Source organism: Streptomyces sp. FH025, from assembly GCF_017427025.1.
In the GTDB taxonomy this organism is placed as follows: domain Bacteria; phylum Actinomycetota; class Actinomycetes; order Streptomycetales; family Streptomycetaceae; genus Kitasatospora.
The window spans coordinates 1-21,930 of sequence record NZ_JAFLNG010000018.1 but is presented as its reverse complement, the minus strand read 5'-3'; the positions used below and the strand labels follow the sequence as shown (position 1 = coordinate 21,930).

16 protein-coding genes are annotated in these 21,930 nt (G+C 71.7%); 5 read left to right on the top strand and 11 right to left on the bottom strand.

Going from position 1 to position 21,930, the window contains the following annotated elements; all coding sequences use genetic code 11:
- Positions 1 to 4 precede the first annotated feature (4 nt).
- Entirely contained in the window at positions 5 to 1,072 is a 1,068-nt protein-coding gene (locus J0670_RS02585; RefSeq protein ID WP_207809146.1) for an NAD-dependent epimerase/dehydratase family protein, read from the top strand.
- Between the two features lie 3 nt (positions 1,073 to 1,075).
- Here the strand turns inward: J0670_RS02585 and J0670_RS02580 are convergent, their stop codons facing one another.
- Together J0670_RS02580 and J0670_RS02575 are read right to left on the bottom strand one after the other, a co-directional pair.
- Positions 1,076 to 1,489 carry a hypothetical protein gene (locus tag J0670_RS02580; RefSeq protein WP_207809145.1) on the bottom strand — a complete coding sequence of 138 codons (414 nt, stop codon included), beginning with the start codon at positions 1,487 to 1,489 and terminating at the stop codon, positions 1,076 to 1,078.
- Between the two features lie 9 nt (positions 1,490 to 1,498).
- Positions 1,499 to 2,752, bottom strand: coding sequence for a hypothetical protein (locus J0670_RS02575; RefSeq protein WP_207809143.1), 1,254 nt, complete (start codon positions 2,750 to 2,752; stop codon positions 1,499 to 1,501).
- A 482-nt stretch (positions 2,753 to 3,234) separates the two neighbouring features.
- Between J0670_RS02575 and J0670_RS02570 the strand changes: the two genes are divergently transcribed.
- Positions 3,235 to 3,552: a hypothetical protein gene (locus J0670_RS02570; protein ID WP_207809141.1), complete on the top strand. Its 318-nt coding sequence runs from the start codon at positions 3,235 to 3,237 to the stop codon at positions 3,550 to 3,552.
- A gap of 68 nt (positions 3,553 to 3,620) precedes the next feature.
- On the opposite strand, the gene J0670_RS02565 is transcribed toward J0670_RS02570, so the two are convergent.
- From J0670_RS02565 to hemA, 8 genes are read right to left on the bottom strand one after another with little or no spacing between them, the layout of a single operon-like run.
- Positions 3,621 to 4,874, bottom strand: coding sequence for an MFS transporter (locus J0670_RS02565; RefSeq protein ID WP_207809139.1), 1,254 nt, complete (start codon positions 4,872 to 4,874; stop codon positions 3,621 to 3,623).
- A 3-nt stretch (positions 4,875 to 4,877) separates the two neighbouring features.
- Complete coding sequence (locus tag J0670_RS02560; protein WP_207809138.1) at positions 4,878 to 5,882, bottom strand: NADP-dependent oxidoreductase; 1,005 nt, start codon at positions 5,880 to 5,882, stop codon at positions 4,878 to 4,880.
- Positions 5,883 to 5,938: 56 nt separating this feature from the next.
- Positions 5,939 to 7,285, bottom strand: coding sequence for a hypothetical protein (locus J0670_RS02555; protein ID WP_207809136.1), 1,347 nt, complete (start codon positions 7,283 to 7,285; stop codon positions 5,939 to 5,941).
- Positions 7,285 to 9,201 carry a phenylacetate--CoA ligase family protein gene (locus J0670_RS02550; protein ID WP_307806351.1) on the bottom strand — a complete coding sequence of 639 codons (1,917 nt, stop codon included), beginning with the start codon at positions 9,199 to 9,201 and terminating at the stop codon, positions 7,285 to 7,287. The genes J0670_RS02555 and J0670_RS02550 overlap by 1 nt, the downstream gene beginning before the upstream one ends.
- A complete protein-coding gene (locus J0670_RS02545) occupies positions 9,198 to 10,406 on the bottom strand; it encodes an acetyl-CoA carboxylase biotin carboxylase subunit family protein (protein WP_207809134.1) in 1,209 nt (402 codons plus the stop codon). Before J0670_RS02545 ends, J0670_RS02550 begins: the two co-directional genes overlap by 4 nt.
- Positions 10,407 to 10,417: 11 nt before the next feature.
- Entirely contained in the window at positions 10,418 to 11,377 is a 960-nt protein-coding gene (locus J0670_RS02540; RefSeq protein WP_207809133.1) for a 3-oxoacyl-ACP synthase III family protein, read from the bottom strand.
- Positions 11,374 to 12,255 (bottom strand): TauD/TfdA family dioxygenase, encoded by an 882-nt coding sequence (locus J0670_RS02535; RefSeq protein ID WP_207809130.1) that lies wholly within the window; start codon positions 12,253 to 12,255, stop codon positions 11,374 to 11,376. The genes J0670_RS02540 and J0670_RS02535 overlap by 4 nt, the downstream gene beginning before the upstream one ends.
- Positions 12,252 to 13,496, bottom strand: coding sequence for a 5-aminolevulinate synthase (gene hemA / locus J0670_RS02530; protein WP_207809129.1), 1,245 nt, complete (start codon positions 13,494 to 13,496; stop codon positions 12,252 to 12,254). Before hemA ends, J0670_RS02535 begins: the two co-directional genes overlap by 4 nt.
- A 457-nt stretch (positions 13,497 to 13,953) precedes the next feature.
- Here hemA and J0670_RS02525 point away from each other — a divergent pair, with 457 nt between their 5' ends.
- The 3 genes from J0670_RS02525 to J0670_RS02515 all read left to right on the top strand — a co-directional run bounded on the left by J0670_RS02525 (position 13,954) and on the right by J0670_RS02515 (position 20,509).
- Entirely contained in the window at positions 13,954 to 16,842 is a 2,889-nt protein-coding gene (locus J0670_RS02525; protein ID WP_207809127.1) for a BTAD domain-containing putative transcriptional regulator, read from the top strand.
- Between the two features lie 359 nt (positions 16,843 to 17,201).
- On the top strand, positions 17,202 to 19,127 hold the full coding sequence (locus J0670_RS02520; protein ID WP_207809125.1) for an ABC transporter substrate-binding protein: 1,926 nt from the start codon (positions 17,202 to 17,204) through the stop codon (positions 19,125 to 19,127).
- Between the two features lie 215 nt (positions 19,128 to 19,342).
- A complete protein-coding gene (locus tag J0670_RS02515; RefSeq protein ID WP_243436418.1) occupies positions 19,343 to 20,509 on the top strand; it encodes a hypothetical protein in 1,167 nt (388 codons plus the stop codon).
- 78 nt (positions 20,510 to 20,587) lie between these two features.
- Here J0670_RS02515 and J0670_RS02510 read toward each other — a convergent pair.
- Positions 20,588 to 21,930 (bottom strand): aspartate aminotransferase family protein (locus J0670_RS02510; protein ID WP_207809123.1); only part of this gene is annotated, 1,343 nt, incomplete at its 5' end.

Sequence of the window (21,930 nt, the reverse complement as noted above, 5' to 3'; positions counted from 1 at the left end):
GTGCGTGACCGGCGCCAGCGGGCTCGTCGGCTCCCAGGTGGTGCGCGCGCTGCTCGCCGGCGGCCACCGCGCGCGGGCCCTGGTGCGCCGCAGCAGCGACCTGCGGCAGCTGCACGGCCTCGACGTCCCCCTGGTCAACGCGGACCTGCGCCACCCGGACAGCCTGCGGCCCGCGTTCGAAGGCTGCGACACGGTGTTCCACTGCGCCGCCGTGTTCGCGTACTGGGACGCCAGCCGGGAGGAGCTGACCAGGGCCAACGTGGAGGGCACCCGCGAGGTTCTGCGGGCGGCGGCGGCAGCCGGCGTCCGGCGCGTGGTGGTGACGTCCTCGTCCATCACCTGCGGCTCGTCCGGCGGACCGGTCGCCCGGGACGAGGAGTGGATGCCGGGCGAGGAGTACCTGCCGGACTACTTCATCACCAAGCTGGAGCAGGAACGGACGGCCTTCGCCCTGGGGGCCGAACTCGGCCTGGAGGTGGTGGCGGCCTGCCCGACCATCGTGGTCGGCGGGCCCGACTGGCGGCTGGTGCCCAGCAACGCGCTGATCACCCGGTACCTGGCCGACTCGCTGCGCACCACCTACCCGGGCGGCTGCAACATCGTCTCCGTCCGGGACGTCGCGGCCGGCCACGTGCTGCTCGCCGAGCGCGGCACGGCGGGGGAGCGCTACCTGCTCGGTGGCGAGAACTGGGCCTGGCGGACCATCCACCAGACCGTCTCCGAGCTGTGCGGCACTCGGGGGCCTTGGGTCACCGCCACCCACACCGGCGCGTACCTGGCGGCGACGGTCGGGGAGATCCGCGCGGTGCTGACCGCCACGGCCCCGGCGACCACCCGGGCGGAGGCCAGGACGATGGGGCGCTTCTACTGGTACCGGCACGACAAGGCCGCGGGCCTCGGCTACCGGCCGAGGCCCGCGCGCCAGGCGCTGGTCGAGGCGCTCGGCTGGCTGGTGACCAGCCCGCACCTGTCGGACCGGGTCAGGTCCGCGCTGCGGCCGCACCCGGAGGTGACGGCCGCGCGGGAGCTGCTGCCGCGGCCGCTGGAGGGCGGTGACGGGGCGGCGGGCTGAGCGTCACTGCTTCTGGCTCCTGGAGCGGGAGGGCGGCTCTTTGGTGTCCGTGCCGCCGCCGGTGTCGGAGCCGCCCGCGGTGGTGCCGTCGTCCACCGGTGTCGGCACGGGCCCGCGGAGATGGTCCCGCAGTCGCTGTTCGTGCTCCCGGGTCACCTCCGCCACCCGCTGGGCGTAGTCGATGCCGACCCTGCTCAGCTCCAGGGCGAACTTCTGGTACTCGTCGGCGACGAACTTCCAGTACTCGCTGTAGACCTCCCCCCAGGCGACCTTGCCGGTGGCCAGCCCGGCCATCAGCTCCGCGCAGTCGCCCCACATCGCGGTCTGGAGCTCCGCGATCGAGACCGCGGTGTCCCGGAGGTTCTCCCAGCCCTCGTGAAGTTCGTCGTTCAGCTGGTCGGTGGTGTCGGCGCTCATGGTCACTCCTCAGTTCGGGTTTCCGGTTCGGACCGGCGGCGGACTCAGCAGTGTGCTGTGGTGGAACCCCAGGCGGGGATCGGTCCAGACGGGCAGCTCGGGGAGCTGGGTGCGCAGCTCGGGCATCTCCACCCGCAGCCGTACGGTGTTGGCCGGATAGTCGTACACGGTGATCGTGTTCAGCCCCCGGTTGGCGGTGAACAGCAGCGTCTGGTCGGCGGAGAGCTGGCAGGCGTAGACCGAGTCGATCAGCGTGCCGCGGGTGACCCGCAGGGCGCCGACGAAGTGCTTGCTGCTCGGGACGGGCGAGCCGCGGGTGAAGGCGTCGGTGACCTGCCGCGCCGCCTGCCGGGCGGAGCGCAACTGCGCCGCCAGGCGCGGGCGTTCGTCGATCACGCGGTACGAGGCGAAGTCCGCGAGGTCGATCATGACGATGGTGCCGCTGCCGCCGTTGCAGTAGATCAGCTCGCGGTCGGAGACGCAGACGTCCGAGTTGATGTGCGCGGGGACGTTCTGGCCGCAGGCCCAGTGGCGCAGGATCTGCCCGGTCTCGGCGTCGATCTCGTAGACGTACTCCTTGAAGTAGGCCATGGCCCACTCGTGCCAGTCCCGGCCCTCCTGTGGCAGGACGCGGAAGGAGAGCGCGTAGAAGCGCTCGTCACTCGGATGGCAGGCGACGTGCCAGCAGGTCGTCGGCAGGGGCACCCGCCGGGCGACGCGCTTCTCCAGGTCGAAGATGCCGACCTCGGCCGCCTCGCCCCGGCCCGGGTGGTCCATGCCGCCGTAGACGATGTAGCGGCCGGAGGCGGTGCGCTTCATGGCGTGCGGGAGCTTGAGCAGGTGGTCGCCGATGCGCTGGGCCTTGGTCGGGCGGTCGAGGTCCAGCAGCCACATTCCGTCACCGATCGCGGTGACGCCCTGGGTGTTGTCCAGCCACACCATGTGGGTGCTGCTCTTGATGGCCGCGTCGGGGGGTTCGAAGCGGAGGGTGGAGACCCGCTCGCTCTCGTCCAGGGACTGTACGTCGTAGAAGAGGAGCTGTTGCCCGGCGTTGCCGAGGAAGCCGAACCGCCGGTCGGGGGTGATGCTGACGGCGTGGCCTCCGGCGACACCGTCGTAATACCGCACCCGGTAGGCGTAGTCGCCGGTGGCAGGGTCGTAGCGGAAGACGCAGACACCGGCCGCGCCCTCCAGGCCGTTCAGGCCGTTCCCGTCCAGGGCGATGTGGAAGGCGTAGGGGTATGTGCCAACAGAATCGGCCATCTGGGCAGCCCTACCGTGGGATGTCGGAGCGCTTGCGGGGGATTCGTGCATTTGCTGCCTGGCCTCCACGGATCATCGTACGAGGGGCATGGACGGCGCGCATGCGGCCCGCGCTGAAGGGGAAAGTTGGCCTGCGAACTTTTCGATCTTCGTTGTTCACTGATTGTGACACGTCGCCCGCCTCTGGAATCTCTTCGTTGAGCTCGGCCGACGGATGTGCCGAAGTGCGTGTGCGACCCATGTGTGTGAGCCTGGGTGTGGTGGCTCCGTAGTCGAGCCGTCGCGCGCCGTGACAGCTCTCTGTTGGGTGCGGAAATTCTTCATGGGAAGGCGGGTGGATCTCCATGCCTGGAGACTCGGCGACCAAGGTGATCGTCACGCAGGAAAGTGCTCCTATCGGCCCGGCCGGCAAAAAGGAGTTTCATATTTTCACCATCTCGCTCCACGTAGAGCCGACGGAGGGTGAATTCAAGCCGGGGGAGGTGCCCTACAAGTTCACGGTCCCGACCGGCTGGAAGTGGGTCGAGTGGGGGTCCTACTACTACTACAACGACGAGACGCACGTGGCGACCCCACCCAAGCCCCTCGACGTGACAGTCGACGACAAGGTGCTCTCCTTCGAGCTTGACACCCACCTGAACTCGAAGGGCACGGACGCCACCCGGCTGGTCTTCAGCGTCCTGGTCGAGCCGGTGGCCGGGACCAAGCCCGACGTGTACAAGGACGGGCAGGCGGTCGTCGGCAAGGACGGTCAGGCCCTGCTCCCCGTGAAGACCGCTCTCTGGGGCATCACTCAGTAGCCTGAGGGACAGCATGCGACGAGGCCGCACCCGGAAAGCGGGTGCGGCCTCGTCACATCGTCGGGGGATCAGACCGTCGCGGGGGCGTCGGCCTCCTCTTCCTCCGCCGCCTGGGTCGGCTTCGGTCGGGCGAAGTACTGGTAGCCGATCGTCAGGGCCGCCAGGGCCGCCCCGACGCCGCCGGTGACCGCGAAGCCCCAGGCCGGTGCGGAGTGGTCGATGACGGCTCCGGCCAGCGGTGCGCCGATCGCCGCGCCGATGGTCATCGCCGAGCCCTGGAGGCCCGCGGCCTGGCCGACCACCGAGGACGGCACCGCGCGGGTGACCTCCTCGGAGGCCGAGGCGAGGGTCGGTGCGCACATGAAGCCCGAGGGGAGCAGGGCGATGGCGAGCCAGATCCAGCCCGCGTGGCCGATGATCCCGACGGGGGCGATGGTGAGCCCCATCAGCAGCATCAGCCTCGGCAGCCGCCAGGGCTTGCTGGTGGCGCCGTGCCAGAAGCCGCCCACCATGGAGGCCGCGCACCAGATCGCGACGCAGATCCCGGCCCACCCGGTGGAGTCGATGTCGCGCAGGACGGCGGTGATCGAGATCTCGCTGCCGGCCAGGACGAGGTTCGCCGCCATGCTGACGCCCAGGACCAGCAGGAAGCCGGGGCGGAGCCAGAGGCTGAGCCCGCTCGGCTCCGGGGCCGCCGCGTCCGCCGAGTCCTTGGCGCCGGCGGTCGCCCCGCCCTCCTCCAGGGGAGGGGCGAGCCGGGTGAGCAGCAGCCCGGCTCCCAGGTAGAGCACGCCGATCCCGGTCATCGTCGCGGTCGCGTCGTTCACCATGGTGATGGCACCGACCGCGATGGACGGTCCGACCATGAACACCACCTCGACGAGGATCGCGTCGAGGGCGAACGCCTTCCGCTGGTGCTCGGAGGGGATGCGCGTGGCGATCGCCCGGCGGATGGTCGTGAACACGGGGAGCCCCATGAACCCGGCCACCAGGGACGCCGCGAGCAGCCACGGATAGCTGAGGTAGGGCGCGCCGACCCAGAACACGGCGTCGACCGCGCCGGTGACCAGCACGACCGGGCGCACGCCGAAGCGGTCCAGGGAACGGCCCAGCAGGGGTGCGCCCATGGCCCCGCCGACCGTCAGCATCAGGTCCGCGAGCCCCGCCGCGCCGTAGCCGCGGTCCAGGTCGATGACGACGTGCAGGGCGAGGGCCATCGAGGCCGCCGTGAACGGGAGGCGGGCGAGCAGGCCGACGAAGAACAGGGTGCGCGCTCCGGGGAGCGCCAGGAGTCCTCGATAGGACGCGAAGGCCTTGAACATCGGTCACTCCTCCCCGACGCGAACGAGCATCTTGCCGGTGTTGTCGCCCCGCATCACCCCGAGGAACGCCTCGACGACCTGGTCGAAGCCCTCGACGATCTGCTCGTCCGCGACGATCCGGCCGGCCTGCAGATGGGGCGTCAGCCAGGACTGGGCCTCCTGCCGCAGGTGCATGAAGTGCCTTACCTGGTAGCCGCGCAGGTGGATGCTGCGGTCCGAGACGGCGTAGAGGTTCCGCGGCGCGGACGGCGGCCGGTCGGGGTGGTTGTACTGGGAGATGGCGCCGACCCAGGCGATCCGGCCGAACTCGCGGGTGGCGCCGATCGCCGCCTCCAGGTGGTCGCCGCCCACGCCCTCCAGCACCGCGTCGACGCCGTTCGGGGCCACCTTCGCGAGCAACTCGGCCACAGGCCCGTCGTGGTAGTCGAAGGCCGCGTCGAAGCCGAGCCGCTCGACCACGTGCCGGGCCTTCGCCGCCGAGCCGGCGCTGCCGACCACCGGTCCGGCGCCGGCCAGCTTCGCGATCTGGCCGGCCACGCCGCCGACCGCGCCGGCGGCCGCCGAGATGTAGACCGCCTCCCCGGACCGGACCCTGAGGATCTCGCGGATGCCGACGTAGGCGGTCAGGCCGGTCGCGCCGAGCACCGACAGGTACGTCGCCGTCGCCACGCCGGCCGCGGGCCGGATCACGCGTCCGCCGCCGTGCCGGATCAGGGAGTGCGTGCTCCAGCCCCCGCCGTGCTCCACCAGGTCGCCCACCCTCAGGTCGGGGTCTTCGGAGCGGACGACGCGGCCGATGGCCCGGCCGAACCCGAGCGGTTCGTGGAGCGGCCACTCCTCGTCCATCAGCTCGCGCATGTACGGGTCGACGGACAGGTAGACGTTCTCCGCCAGGGCGGTGCCGGGTTCGACCGCGGGGAGCGGGTGCTCCACGACGGCGAAGTGTTCGGCGCCGGGAGCGCCGTCGGGTCGCGCCACCTGGTGCACGGCGCGGAAGGTGGAAGACATCGTCTCCGTCCTGGGGTTGGGGACTGGCGGGCGTCGGAAGCGGGATCGGGGGCGGCTCAGTGGCGGTCGGCGCCCTGGTCCGGGTACAGGAACATCGGGGCCAGTCGCCGGTCGGTGGAGTCGGCCGGTTCGCCGGAGTGTACGAGCCTCCCGCCGCCGCCGCCCAGACCGCCGGGGACCCAGTACAGGCCCAGGCACGCGTCCCAGGACTCCGTGAGGCCGGTCTCGACGTTCACCGCCACCTCCTCGCGGGGGACGACCCGTTGCTGGGCCACCGCGCCCTCGGCGGCGCCGCGGCGCAGCGCGTCGGCCCACTGCTCGTCGGAGACCAGCCAGCCGCAGGTGATGCCCCGGCTGGCGAAACCGGCGTCGGGCTTGAGGATCAGGTGCTCGCGGCGCTCACGGCAGTCCGCGACCACCGCGTCGAGCCCCGCCGCACCCGGCACCAGGGCACGGGTCCACGGCAGCACCCGGTCCACCAGATCCCGCTCGTCCTGCGACATGTGACCGCGCAGCCGGGGGTCCGACAGGTACGCCAGGAACCGCTTGTTGTCGATGAGATCGCACTCCAGCGGGGCCCACAGCGCCACCTGACCGGACCGGTGCGCGTCCCGCAGCCGGACCGTGGTGCGCCAGGCGTCCGGGTCGTCGACGACCTGGTCCAGGTCGAACAGCCGGTACACCAGGTCCACCCGCTCGCCCTGGAAGCGCACCCCGGAGGCGGTCACCTCCAGCTCGTGGACCTCGCCGATCCGGCAGTCGAGCCCCTCGGCCTGGAGCAGGCGCCGCAGCAGGTACCACGAGCCCTCGGCGTAGAGGTCGAGGCCGCCGGTTCCCTCGACCATGGCGATGACCGGGTCGTGGCCCGAGGTGACGGGGGCGGCCGACTCCCGCAGCGCGCCGGCCAGCAGCTTCGTCTGCTTCAGGTAGTGCAGGCCGTGCGCCGTCCCGAACTCGCGGAAGGCGTCGTCGGCCCAGAACATGTCCGCCAGCGGCTCCACCCACTCCTGGCCGCCCACGGATCCGCCGACGTTGAACTCCAGGATCCGCAGCGCCTCACCGTCGTGGTAGGCGTCGATCCGGCCGAAGCGCGACGGGCTCCGCGCCTCGAAGTCCCCGACCAGCTCGGCCTTGCGCGGGTCCAGCCCCAGCGCTCGGCAGGTCCGCTCGACGTCGCCGTCGAACAGCCGCTTCGGCAGGGCCGTCAGCAGCTCGACCGCGCCGAGCAGATCGGCTCCGAAGGCGCGCAGCTCCGACTCGGGGTACACCAGGGGCCGGCTCAGGTACCGGGCCCGCTTCAGGTCGGCGAGGACGGGGTGCTGTCGGGGGTCGATCGCCCGCAACGGGCTGTCCGGCCTCGAGAGTTCCGCGTTGAGCAGCGCGCTCACCGGTTCGTTCGCCATCACGACTCCACCCGTCGGTCGATCACGCCGCGGACCTTGCCGCTGACCGGGTGGCGCGGCAGCTCGCCCTCGCCGAGGCACTCCACTGCGAAGTGGAACAGCAGCTCGTCCTCCTCCCATTCCTGTTGCCCGCCGAGGAGTTTGAACTTCGACTCCAGGTGCGCCTTCACCTCCGCCGGATCCAGCGGGCGGGTGGACTCGGTCCGGATCACGATGGACTCGTGCCGGTCGCGGGAGGCGATCTCGATCTGCACCTCGGAGACCTCGAACCCGGCCAGCTCGGCCACGACGTCCCCGTAGAGCATGGTCTGGGCGTGGGCCTTGATCTGCCCGTCGGAACGCCCCAGGTACTCCAGCACCCGGCCGCTCAGGCCGCAGCCGCAGCTGTGCTCGTAGATGCGGCCGATGTCGCCGATCCGGTAGCGGATCAGCGGCCCCTCCAGCTTCTGGAGGCTGGTCACCAGGAGTTCGCCGACCTCGCCGTCGGGCAGCGGCTCGCCCTGCTCGTCCACCACCTCGATGAGGTTGTAGTCGTCGCAGACGTGGTGCAGCGTCCCGCTCATCTCGGAGCACTGGTAGCCGAGTTGGGCACCGTCGTTGGCGGCGAGGATGCTGGCCACGGTCTTGGCGCCCAGCTCGTCGCGGAGCCACTGCTTGTCGGTCTCCATCATCGGGCTGCCGCCGTACAGCACCTTCTCGATCCGCAGCTCGGGGAAGGCGGCCTTGGAGGCCCGCAGCACCGGCAGCAGCAGCGAGGGCATGCCCAGCACGGCGTTGGCGTCGAAGCTGCGCACCAGCATCAGGATGTGGTCCGCGGTGGCGCGGCCGCCGACGGTGTAGGTCTCCACCGGCATCCGGGAGAGCTCGTTCTGACTGGTCACCAGCCCGCCGTAGAGCTCCCCGCCGAACAGGGTGTTGATGACCCGGTCGCCCGGCCGCAGGCCCAGCGCGTACAGCACCGGGATCGCCTCGCGGACCATGTTGGTCCAGTCGGCGCGCGAGTAGACGATGTAGCGGGGGGTCCCGGCGGTGGCGCCGCTGCGCAGGACCTCGCCGCTGGGCCGGTCGCCGCTGTTCAGGTCGGTCGAGGTCGGCAGGGAGTGCTGCTCCAGGTCCGCCTTGTTGAGGATCGGCAGCCGCTGGAGGTCGGCGCGGTCCGTCACCCGGGGCAGGTCGAGCCCCCGGTAGTACGGGGCGCGCCGGGCGCGCTCGACGAGGTAGCGCAGGCGTGCCGCCACCCGGCCGTCCAGCCCGTCGGCGGCCGCGGCCCGGGCCTGGGCCAGGGTGGTGCCCGGCAGGTACTCGCGGCGGGACAGCCCCTGGGCCCAGCCGGAGGTGCAGTCGAGCCGGAAGCGCCGGGCGTCGACGACGGCGTCCGTGGGGGCGCCGCCGACCGCCGGCAGCGGCGGGACGTCGATCACGACGGCGTCCGGGAAGGACTCGCCCGGCTCGGCGGTCCGCAGGGCGGGCAGCGGGAAGCCCGGGGCGCGCAGCAGGTCCTCGAGCGTGCGCCACCACTGCGGCCGTGCGGTGCGGACGACGACGTCGTCGCCGGACGCCCAGGCCAGCAGCAGGCCGCGGACCGTCGGCTCGGCGGACTCCGGCGCGGAGTCGTCGAAGACGACCGTGCCGACCGGCGAGAAGGCGATCACGTCGTCGCTGTCCGTCAGCGGACGCCACGGGTACTGGCTCACGCCGCCGAAGAGCTCGTCGAGCCCCTCGGTCAACTCGTCCGTGCGGAACAGGAAGCCGACACCGGCGTCGACGAGCGCCCGGGCCGCCGGCGAACCGGGCTCACGCGTCAGCACCTGCTCGACGTGCTCGACGGCCAGCAGCAGATCGGTCGGGTGGTACGGCCCGGCGGTCGCCGGCCGCGCCTCGGCGGCCGGGTGGATCGGGGTGGTGGTGGCCGTCACGACCTGGGACCTCCTGGGGTGTGGGCGGGCTCGGGCTGGCTCACGCGGATGGAGCCGGTGCAGTCCGCGAGGAAGCGGGCGAGTTCGACGGGATCGGGGTGCGAGGCCTCGATGAAGGCGGGGACCTGCCATTCCTGGTACGTGATCCGGCCGGATCCGCCGTCGGCCCCGGTGCCCGGGTCCTCCAGCAGGTGCAGCCGGTCCAGTGCCGGGTGGTCGCGCAGCCGTTCGGGCACCTCGGTCCGCCAGGGGCGGGACGGGTCCAGCCGGTGCCCGGGGAAGATGGCGAAACCGTGGTACCGACCGCTCGGCGCCAGCCGGGCCGGACGCGGCAGGCCGAGCCGGATCGCGACCTCGTGGTGGCCCAGGTGGACTCCGGTGTGCCGAAGGTGGGAGGTGACGATGCCGCCGCCACCGAGCCGGTTCGCGACCTCCAGGAACACCAGCTCCCCGGCGGCCGTCTCGAAGAACTCCAGGTGGATGCAGCCGGCCTCGATCCGGAGCGCCTCGACCACCCGCTCGGTGAACGCGGTGTGGCGCGGGTCGGCGGGCAGCTGCCCGGTGGCGATGGGGGCGCCGGCGGCGAAGTCGACGGGCTTGCCGATGTACCGGCTGACCACCAGGTCCGTCACCCGCCCGGCGGTCACCAGCCCGTCGGCGTGGAAGAGTTCGCCCTCGACGTACTCCTCCAGCTGGTACTCCTGCGCGTCGGGCAGCGCGCGGTGGTGGGCGACGGCCTCCTCGGCCGTCGCGTGGATGGTCACCCCGTCGCTGGAGGCTCCCTGGCGCGGCTTGACGACCGTACGGCCGGACCACGGCAGCCGCCCCGAGGCCGGGGGAGCCGCCACGAACCGGGGGTGGCGCACGTCGGCCTCGACGAGCGCCCGCTTCATGGCGACCTTGTCGCGGATCAGCTCCAGGCGCGCGCGGTCGGGGCCGGGGATGCCGAGGTGCTCGCGCACCGCGGCGGCCTCCAGGATCCCGAACTCCGACAGCGCCAGCACCTGCTCCCAGCCGTCGGCGCGGTCGGTGCGGGCGATGATCTGCTCGGCCAGCCCGTCCGGGCCGTCGAGCACCACGCGCCCGCACCGCAGCGACGGCGGGACCTCGGCGATCGAGTCGGGCGTCCCGAAGTACGTGACGTCGTGCGCCTCGTGGTCGATCGCCAGGTGGTAGCCGATCTTCCGGTACGGGACCTGATGCATCACCAGGATCTTCACAGTCGACACTCCAAGGCCGTGATTCCCCAGCTGAATCCCATCGCGCTGGTCGCCAGCAGGATCAGGTCGCCGTTGCGCACCCGGCCGGCGTCCACCACCTCGCGCAGGGCGATCAGGGTGTCCGCGCCGCCCATGTGGCCCTGCCGGTCGTAGGCGAACACCGACTTCTCCTCGGGCAGGCCGAGGGTGGCCAGCAGCCGCTCGTGCATCCGCTTGTCGCCGTGGTTGATCAGCAGCAGGGCGACGTCGTCGATCTTGGCTCCCGCCGCCCGCAGCGTCCGGTCGACCAGGTGCCGGAAGTTCCGGACGTAGGCGTCCGCCAGGCCGCGCCGGTGGGGCTCCTGGCGGATCACCACGCCGTCGGGGCGGTGCTCGCCGCGGTAGTAGTCGGCCCAGCTGCCGTCGGTGCGCATGGCGGAGTGCACGAGGGTGAAGGCCCCCGGGCCGGCGGTGACCAGGACCGCGGCCGCCGCGTCGCCGAAGTTGAACAGGTCCAGGCTGTCGGGGTCGGAGCGGTCGACCAGGCGGGTCAGCCGGTCGCCGATCAGGACCAGGGCGTACCCCGAGCCCTGGGCGTCGAGCCGGTCGCCCGCGATCTGGAGGGCGGCGGCGCCCGCGTTGCAGAAGTTGCCGACCTCGAAGCAGTGCGCCTGCTCGATGCCCAGCGCGTGCGCGATCTTGGCCGCCGGCGACCAGAACGGGTGGTCCCACTCGCCCGAGCCGGCGTAGATCACGGTGCCGATCCGCTCCGGGGCGACCCCGGTGCGTTCCAGGACCTCGCGGGCCGCGTCCCGGGCCAGCTCCCACGCCGCCTCCCCGTCACCCAGGCCGGGGAACCCCTCGGCGTGGGTGACGGCCAGGATGTCGGCCACCGGTACCCCGGAGGCGGCGTGCAGGCTCTGCACGTCGACCCGCCCCTCGGGGTACCGGATGGCGAAGTCCGCTATGGCGCTCACTGCACCCGCTCTTCGACCGGCGCCGCCTCGCTGTCCGCCGACTCGATGCTGACGCGGTGCACGGTGCGCCCGACGCCCGGCTCGACCTCGGTCGCGATGTGGTACGTCGTGCGGGTCTTCCAGATGACCAGGTCCTGCGGGGTCCACACGTGGGTGTAGACGTGGCTCTCGTCCGTGATCAGCTCGTCCAGCAGCGAGAAGAACGCCTCGGTCTCGTTGGGGTCGAAGCCCTCGACGCCGGCCATGTACTCCCGGCTGCCGTACACGTACGCGCGACCGCTCTCCTCGTCCTTGTTGATCACCGGGTGCTGGACCGGCGGGTGCTCGAAGTCCGCCTGGGCCCGGAACTCGGCCACGGACAGGCCCACGTGCTCCGGGCGGATGCGCAGCCGCTTGCTCACGGTGTGGTTGCCGGTCTTGTCGGCCAGCTTCGCCTTCCACTCCTCGGGCAGGCGGTCGTACACGTCCTTCGCGCTGGCGAACTTGGTGTGCCCGCTGGTGGACGGCGCGTTGACGCCGTGCAGCATGGTGAACGGCGCGGGGTCGGCCACGAAGGTGGAGTCCTGGTGCCAGAAGTTGCCGACCCGGGCCACGCCGACGGGCTTGCCGTCCTTCTGCTCGTTCGAGGAGATCATGATCTCCTCGAACTCCGGGTGCCGGTACTTGCTGATCACGAACGGCACCGGGCGGCCCAGCCGCTTGGCCAGCTCGATCTGCTGCTGCGGCGTCAGGTCGATCGAGCGGACCACGACCACGTCGTGCGCGTGCAGCGACTCGACCAGGTCGGCCCACAGCTCCGGGTCCTGCAGGGCGGCGTAGTCCACGCCGCTGTACTCCACGCCGACGAACGGGGTGCTGAGCTTCTTCTGGTAGGTCATCGGGATTCCTCCGCTATCCGGGACGAGGGGTCGAAGGCCTGCAGGCAGTGGTGCAGCGACTCGGCGAAGTTCGCGATCTGTTCCGGAGTCCGGAACGGCGCGACCGTCACGCGGTAGCGCTCGCTGCCCGCGGGCACAGAGGGGAAGTTGATCGGCTGGACGTAGATGTCGTGGCGTTCCAGCAGGAGGTCGGCCACCTGGCGGACCCGCTCGCCGCCGCGCACCATCACCGGTACGAGGTGGCTGTCGGCGTCGAGGAACTCGACGCCGCGGGCCCGCAGTTCGGCCTTCATCAGGGCGACCTTGTCGGCCAGTTCGGCGCGCAGCGCGGTGCCCTTCTGGACGATGTCCAGCGTGCAGAGGGTGGCGTCCATCGAGGCCTGGGGCAGCGCCGTGGTGAAGATGAACCCCGGCGCCTTCGAGCGCACGTAGTCCAGGGCGACGTCGGGGCCGGCCACGTAACCGCCCACCGTGCCCAGCGACTTGCCGAACACCCCCTGCACGAAGGTGGCGCGGTGGTCGCCCAGCTCCTCGCTGAGGCCGGCGCCGGTCGCGCCGCGCACCCCGATCGAGTGCGTCTCGTCCAGCCAGGTCAGGGCCTGGAACTCCTCGGCGAGGTCGAGGATCTCCGACAGCGGCGAGGTGTCGCCGTCCATGGAGTACACGGACTCGAACACGATGAGCTTCGGCAGGTGGGCCGGCGTCGCCTCCAGGCGGGCGCGCAGGTCGGCCAGGTCGTTGTGCTTGAACACCTGCTTGGCGGCGCCGGAGCGCACGATGCCCTCGATCAGCGAGCGGTGGTTGAGCGCGTCCGAGAACACCACCATGCCGGGCGTGGCGGCGATCAGCGTGCTCAGCGACTCGAAGTTGGCCACGTAGCCGCTGGAGAAGATGAGCGCGCGCTCCTTGCCGTGCCACTCGGCCAGTCGGCGTTCGAGCTCGACGTGCGCCACGCTGGTGCCGGCGATGTTGCGGGACCCGCCGGTCCCGGTGCCGTGCCGCGCGATCGAGGCGAGCTGCGCCGCGATCGCGTCGGGGTGCTGGCTGAGCCCCAGGTAGTCATTGCTGCACCAGACCTGCACCAGCCGGTCGTCGTGCCAGGTGTGGCCGGGATCGGCCGCCTGGTGGGCGACGGGCAGGAAGTCCCGGTAGAGCCGTTTGGCCCTGAGGTCGTCGAGCTGGAGCCGCAGGGAGTCGAGGAGCGACGTATCTCGCGGTGATTCCAGGATCTCGGCAGTCATTTCGATTCTCCGCAGGCAGTCGGGATCCGTTCGGGGCGGCGTGCGGCCGGGGTGGTGTTGCCGCCGTGAACCAGAGTGCCGACTGTGCTTCCCGATCCGATCCCGCCAGGCTCCCTGGAGGGATCCGTTCCGTTTCTGGGAGAGGTATCGAGAGGCGGGGCAGGGGAGTTGAGTGTTGCCGGCGTGTAACCGACGCCCCTCCCGTTGGCGGTAATCGTTCGCAGGGAATGCCCGATTGCTCCCGAATCAGCGCGATCGCGGGCCCGTGAAGTGTTGAAACCAGGCAATGCCTGGGTGATATCGCTCCTTAGATCCAACGCGGCACTAGAATGTGGACAGTTGTGCCATCGGCACTCGTTTGTGTGGGGGGAGGGAAATCGTGGGCAAACCTCGGTTCCAGGTGTTGGGGCCTTTAGAGGTGTGGGCGGGGGACAAGCGGATCCCTCTGGGCGGCAGGGTGAACGAGAAGGTTCTGACCCTCCTGCTCCTCGCCCCCGGACAGGTGCTGTCCGTACCACGGATCGTCGAGGGCATCTGGGGTGACGCACCACCGGAAACCGCCACGCACCAAGTCCGCAAAGCGGTGTCGAACCTGCGCACCCGGCTCCCCGACGGCAAGCTGCTCATCGTGACCGTCGGCAGTGGATACCGCATCGCGATAAACGACGAGGACCTGGACTCGGCGAGGTTCGCCGCGTCCGTCCAACGCGCGCACGCCCTGCTCGGCGAAGACCGCAACGCCGAAGCCGCGGAGGAATTCCGCGCGGCCCTGGGCCTGTGGCGCGGCCCGGCTCTCGACGACCACGGGAGCACGGTCATCTCGGCCGCGTCGGCGGCCCTCGAAGAGCGCAGGATGGCCGCCCTCGAACAGTTGCTGGCCCTGCGGATGGATTCGGGCGAAGGCCCGGAACTGATCGGCGAGTTGCGCGACCTCATCGCGGCCAACCCCCTGCGGGAAAGGCTGTACGGCCACCTGATGCTCGCCCTGTACCGGTCCGGACGGCGGGCGGACGCGCTCGACGTGTTCCGGTCCGTGCAGCGGCTGCTGCGCGAGGACCTCGGGGTCGATCCGGGCCCGGCGCTGATCGGCCTCCACGAAGCGGTGCTGAGGGACAGTCCGGACCTGCTGATCGCCCCCGCCGCGCCGCGGCCGGCACCCCGGCCGGCCGAGGCCCCGCGCCACCGGCCGCCCACGATCCCCCGGCTGCTGCCCAACGACCTGCCCGACTTCGTGGGGCGGACGGCGGAACTCGCGGCGGTCGTGGCCGCCGCCGCCGAAGCCGAGTCGGCGGGCGGCCGGATCGTCGCCGTCGACGGCATCGGCGGCTGCGGGAAGACCTCCTTCGCGATCCGGGCGGCCCACGCGATCGCCGGGGAGTTCCCGGACGGCCAGATCTTCATCGACCTCCAGAGCCACAGCCCCGACGAGGAACCGATCAGCGCGAACGCCGCGCTCGACATCCTGCTGCGGGCCCTCGGCAAGCGGTCCGACGAGATCCCCGACGACCTGCCGGGCCGCACCAGCATGTGGCGCAACTGCCTGACCGGGCACCGGTACCTGCTGGTGCTGGACAACGTCCGGGAGGTCGGCCAGATCCGGCCGCTGCTGCCGACGACCGCGGGCAGCATCGCGATCGTGACGAGTCGCGCCCGCCTGGTGGACCTCGACGGCGCCCGCTGGGTGTCACTGCGGGAACTCTCGCCGCTGGAGAGCTCCGTCTTCCTCGCCCGGACCCTCGGCGCCGACCTCGTCGCCGCCGACCTGCGCGGCGCCCGGGACCTCGCCGAGTTCTGCGGCCACCTCCCGCTGGCCCTGCGGATCGCCACGGCCCGGCTGCTCAACCGCCCCGGCTGGACGCTGGACCGGATGGTGCGCAGACTCGCCGACCAGGCCAGACGCCTGGACGAGCTCAGCAGCACCGACCGCAGCGTCGAGGCGACCCTGCGGTCCTCCTACGACGCGATGGAGGCGCCCGTCCGCACGGCGTTCCGGCTCACCGCCCAGCACCCGGGCGGCGCGCTCGACGTCCACTCGGCGGCGGCCCTGCTGGGCCGCGACCTGCCCGCCGCCGACTCGGCGCTGGAATCCCTCATGGACGCCCGGTTCCTCCAGGTGCGCAACGACGGCCGCTACGGCTTCCACGACCTGGTCCGGGCGTTCGCGCTCAGACTGTGCGACTCCGACGGCGAGGCCGGCATCGCCCTGCGCAGACTGCTCGACTTCTACTGCCAGGCCAGCGACGACGCCTGCACCCGGCTCTTCCCGTACTGGCGCCGACTGGACACCTCCTTCCGGCCGGAGACGCCGAACCTGCCCCGGTTCCCGGACCACGGCGCCGCCCTGGACTGGCTCGACCGCGAGCACGCCGGCCTGATCGCCGTGGTGCGGCGCGCCGAGCAGGAACGCCTGGACCTGCACGCCGCGTACCTCGCCCGCAACCTCGTCTACTACCTGAACCTCCGCGGCTACTTCGAGGACTACTACGAGGTCGCCAAGATCGCCGTCGCCTGCGCCCGGCGCCTCGGCGACTCGTCGCTGCTGCTGCTCAGCCTGTCGAACCTGGCCGCGGTCTGCTGGAAGGTCGGCAAGCTCTCGGAGGGCGTCGCGGCCGCCGACGAGGGGCTCGCCGCCGCCATCGCCATCCGCGACTCCCACGCCGAGATGCGCTGCCGGAGCACCCTCGGCATGCTGCTGACCACCGTGGGCACGTACGACGCCGCCCTGCCGCACCTGGAGCGGAGCATCACCCTGGGCACCGAGGCCGGCCTGCTGCGGGAGACCGCGGAGTCGCTCACCGTGCTGAGCCTGCTCCACGAGCACCGCGGCGAATACCGCCGGTCCATCGAATCGGCCCGCACGGCCGTGGAACTCAGCCGCCGACTGCACGCGGTCGAGATCGAGGTCGCGGCCCTGACCGACCAGGCCGTCGCCCACCTGCGCTGCGGGGAGGTGCCCCAGGCCCGGGCCTGCGTGGAGCAGGCCAGACCGCTGGCCGACGAGGCGAAGCTGCCCGGCAACGTCGCCCTGCTGCTGGCCGTCTGCGCCGAGGTCGAGGCCCTCAGCGGGGACCTGACGGAGGCCGCCGAGTCGGGCGTGCGCGCCCTGCGCCTGGTCGAGACCAGCCGGACGCCGGTCCGTCAGGCGGCGGTCGCGAACATCGTGGGCCGGGTGCGGATCTCGGCGCGGGACTTCGAGGGGGCTCTGGAGGCGTACCGCTACGCCTACCGGCACGCGAGCGCGATCGGGTACCGGATCGAGGCGGTCCGCGCCCTGGAGGGCATGGAGACGGCGGCCGCCGTGCTCGATGCCGCGGAACGGTGCGGTCCGGGGCGCGCGCGGCTCTGACGCTCCCGAGGCTGAGGCACCTCGTGCCCGACATCCCGAACCGGCCGGCCGGGCGGGTATCGAAACGGGAACTGCGCGGGACTGCCATGCCCAAGGCTGTGCCAGGCATACGGAACGGCTTCTGTACGGAACGGCTTCATCACCAGAAGGGACATGACAGGGCATGGCCAAGAAGATCGCGGGCCCGGTCCGGGGCGGCACCGCCGCCGCGACACACGCATGGGGTCCGGCGGCACCGTGTGAGACCTGTGCCCACGCCGGGCGGTCCGGCAACGGCGCCGACATCGGGCCCAGCTGACCGTACGGAGCCCTGCCCGCGACCGCCCCGGTCCCCGCCCGAACGGAAGGTTCTGTCTCCCATGCACGTCGGCACAGTCCGCAGGATCCTCACGAAGGCGGGCATCGTCGTCCTCGCCGCCACCACACTCGGCGCCGCCACGACGGCGGGGGCGGCCGGGGCGGCCGCCGGGCCCGGCGACACCGCGGCGGCCGGAGAGCACGCCAAGCACGGCGGAACGGTTCGCATCGCACAGCGGCCCAACGACAGCCCGAACGTGATCTGGCCGTTCATGGACGTCAACCAGGTCACCTCGATCAACATCGGGGAGTTCCAGCAGTACTTCTTCCGGCCGCTGTACTTCGCCGGGAAGGACGACAAGATCGCCATCGACGACGACCTGTCGCCGGCCCGGGCCCCGATCTGGAGCGAGGACGGAAAGACCGTCACCATCCGCCTCAAGAACTGGAGATGGAGCAACGGCGAGCCGGTCACCGGGCGCGACGTCCAGTTCTGGATCAACATGTCCAAGGCCGAGAAGGAGCACGACGGGTACTACACCCCGCCGATGACCATCGCGGGGGTGACGACGAACTACTTCCCGGACAACGTGGCGTCCACCTCGGTCACGGAGCACGGCATCTCGATCACCTTCGACCGGCAGTACAACCGGACGTGGGTGCTGCAGAACGTCCTGACGACGATCACACCCATGCCCCGGGCCTGGGACGTGACCGGCCCCGGCGGCACGAGGGGCCGGTGCTCCTCGGACGCCTTCGACGCCTCGACGCTGAAGGCCGACTGCGACCCGGTCTTCCGCTACCTGAGCGCGGCCTCGGTCGACAGGAAGACCTTCGCGACCAACCCGCTCTGGCAGATCTCGGACGGCCCCTGGAAGCTCAAGTCCTATGACGCGGCCACAGGTTACTACGCCATCGTCCGCAACAAGGCCTACTCCGGCGTCCACCGGCCCTACCTGGACGAGGTCGACTTCGTCCCGTACAAGAACGCCGAAACCCAGTACGCGGACCTGGCGGCCGGCGCGTCGAGCCCGAACGCCCTCCAGATCGGCATCCTGCCCAAGGCCCACGCGGCGCGGTACAACGCGAACGACCTCCAGGCGGGCAACCCGCTGGCCGGGCAGGGCTACCACATCGCCCCGCTGACCTACCTGGACTCGATCAGCTACTACCAGCTCAACTTCCGCAGCAGCCGGCACGGCAAGCTGTTCCGGCAGCCCTACTTCACCAAGGCGCTCCAGGACTCCTACGACCAGCAGGGCGTCATCGACGGTGCCCGCAAGGGCTGGGGCCACCCCACGATCGGCGCCGTGCCGGCGATCCCCGCGGGCAACCCGCTGTCGCCCAACGCCCTTCAGCACCAGATCAAGTTCGACCTCGCCGAGGCCCGCGGCCTGATGGCCGCCAACGGCTGGGACCTGAGCACCACCCCGGCCGTGTGCCGGAACCCGGGGACGGGCCCCGGGCAGTGCGGCGCGGACATCGCCGCCGGCGACAAGGCGGAGTTCGACCTGGACTACCAGTCGGGCAACGCCGACCTGCCGGGGATCATGGCCTCCTACCGGGCGAACCTCGCGCAGTCGGGGATCTCCGTGAACCTGGCCGAGGTGGCCGTCGACCACCTCCAGATCGAAGCCTCCCTGTGCACCCCGGCCAACCCCGACGGCTGCGCCTGGGACGCCGTCCTGTACGGCGGCTGGACGTACTCGCCCCAGCTCTACCCGACCGGCGACTCCCTCTTCGCCACCGGCGCCGCGGCGAACGTCTGGGGCTACTCGGACCCTCGCCTGGACGAACTGATCGCCAAGTCGATCACCAGCAACGACATCCAGGACATGTACGCCTACGAGGACTACGTCAACGACCACCAGCCGGTGATCTACACCGACGAGATCGTGGCCATCTACGAGGTGGCCAACGGCCTCCACATGCCGGTCCAGGACCCCTTCGAGGGCTATCAACCGGAGTTCTGGTACTACACGAAGTAGCCGCGCCGACCCCGCCGGGAGGGCCGGGCCCCGTTCGGGGGCCCGGCCCTCCCGGCGTCACTCGGGCGCCGACGGGCCCCAGGCATTCGGCGGACGTCGTCGCGCGGCCCGTGGCGGTGCGTGCCTAGCGTGGCGTCCTGGGGGTCATCCGAGCACTTCTCGCGGGTCGGGACGGTCCGTCACGGCCGCCCGGCCCGCCCTCCAGGAGGCAGTACATGAGACTTCGGGCATGTTCGAGCGCGCTGGCCGCCGCCGCGCTGACCATCGGCCTGACGGCCGCCGCGTCCCCGGCCGGGGCAGCGGCAGGGGCCGCGGACCGGCCGTTCCTCGACCGGTTGAACACCGTGTCCACCGTCGCGTCCACCGTCCCGGAGAACGGCGACGTGAACCCGTACGGGGTGTTCACGATCCGGGAGAGCACCGGTGCCCTGCACCGGGGGAACATCCTGGTCAGCAACTTCAACAACTCGGCGAACCCGCCCGCGGGCGAGCAGGGCCGGGGCACGACGCTGGTCCAGATCACCCCGGGCGGCACCCGGACCACGTTCGCCACCATCGACCCGAAGCACCTGCCCGGCCCCTGCCCCGGCGGGGTCGGGCTCACCACGGCGCTGACGGTCCTGCCCGGCGGCTGGGTCGTGGTCGGCAGCCTGCCCACCGCGGACGGCACGTCCGCCACCGCCCAGGCCGGCTGTCTGCTGGTGCTCGACAAGCACGGCACGGTCCGCGAGACCATCGCCGGGGACGGCATCAACGGGCCGTGGGACCTCACCGCCGTCAGCTCCGAACGGCGCGGCGAGCGCGGCGTGCGGACCGTGCAGAGCGAACTGTTCGTGACCAACGTCCTCAACGGGACGGTCGCCGGCGGCGGTGCGGAGGTCGACGAGGGCACCGTCCTGCGGATCACCCTCCGCAGCGAGGGCGACCAGCCGCCGCAGCGGGTGGCCACCACCGAGATCGGCTCGGGCTTCCCCGAGCGGACGGACCCGGCGGCCCTGGTGGTCGGTCCGACCGGTGTCGGCCTCGGCCACGACGGCACGCTCTTCGTCGCCGACACGGTGCTCAGCCGGATCACCGCGATCCCGGACGCGCTGAACCGGAAGGACAGCGCCGGGATCGGGCGGGTCATCTCCTCGGGCGGAGCCCTCAACGGCCCGCTGGGGATGGCCATCGCCCCCGGGGGCGACATCCTGACGGTCAACGGCGGGGACGGCAACATCGTCGAGACCACCCCGGCCGGGCGGCAGGTGGCGGTCAAGCAGATCAACAACGAGGGAACCCCGCCCGGGGCGGGCGCGCTCTTCGGCCTCGCGCTGGACCTCGACCGCGACGCCGTCTACTTCGTCAACAACGCGGACAACGTCCTGGACGTCCTGCACTGATCGCGGGTGCCGCCGGCGCACCGCGCCGGTCGTCGCCGCCGGCCCCGCCCGGCGGCGACGACGTTCGCGGCGGAGGCGTCAGCGGGCGGCGATGGTGCCGTCCGGGCTGAGGCGGGACACCACCTCGACCACCGCCTCGGCCGCCCGGGCGGCCTCCTGCTCGCCGATCACCAGCGGCGGGGCGAGCACCAGCATGTGGCCGTACGGGCGGGCGATCACGCCGTGGGCGCGGCGCACCTCGAAGGCGACCTGCTCCACCGGGGTCCAGCCGAGCGGTTCGCGGGTGGTGCGGTCGGCCACCAGTTCCAGCGCGGCCAGCGAGCCGACCACCCGCAGGTCGCCGACGGTGGGCAGCTCGGTGGCGGGCGCGAGGCCGGTGCGGAACCAGTCCTCGATCCGGTGCGCCTGGCCGATCAGGTTCTCCTTCTCGATGATGTCGATGGTGGCCAGGCCCAGCGCGCACGCCACCGGGTGGCCCTGGAAGGTGTAGCCGTGGAAGAAGCCGCCGGTGTCCAGCAGGGTGTCGGCGACCTCGTCGGTCATCAGGGTGGCGCCCAGCGGGGCGTAGCCGCCGGCGATGCCCTTGGCCATGGTGATCATGTCGGGTTCCATGCCGCGCACCGCGGAGTCGAACCAGGCACCGGTGCGGCCGTACGCGGTGACCACCTCGTCGGCGATCAGCAGGATGCCGTGTTCGCGCAGCAGTTGGCGCACCCGCGGCCAGTAGTCGGCGGGCGGGGTGAGGACGCCGCCGCCGGCCATGACCGGCTCGCCGATCATGGCGGCGATGTTGCCGGGGCCGATCCGGTGGATGGTCCGCTCCAGCTCGGCGAGCAGGAAGTCGGTGGGGTCCTGGTCTCCGTACAGGTCGGCGGCCCGGTACGGGTAGGGCGGGGAGAGCTTCTCCACGTGCGGCAGGTTGGGGCCGACGCCGTCCTGCATGGGCGGGAAGCCGGTCGCGGTGCCGGAGCCGTAGGCGGCGCCGTGGAAGGAGTAGTGCCGGGACAGGATCCAGGTGCGGTCGGTGTCGCCACGCCGGTGGTGGTAGAGGCGCGCCGCCTTGATCGCGGTCTCGACCGACTCGGATCCGCCGGAGGTGAAGAACACCCTCTCGATGCCCTCGGGGGCGAGCCGGGCGATCCGCGCGGCCAGCCGGATCGCCTGGTCGTTGCTGAACTCCAGGAGGCTGGTGAAGTACTCGAGTTCGCCGATCTGCCGGGCGGCGGCCTCGGCCATCTCGGGCCGGCCGTGGCCGAGCGGCGAGTGCCATACGCCGCCGCCGGCCGCGTCCAGCAGTTCGTTGCCGCGGGCGTCCCACACGGTGCAGCCCTGACCGCGGACGATCACCACCCGGTCGTGGATGTCGCCGCGCTGCATGGAGCGGAACAGATGCCGGCGGTCCAGGTCTTCCAACTCGGCCG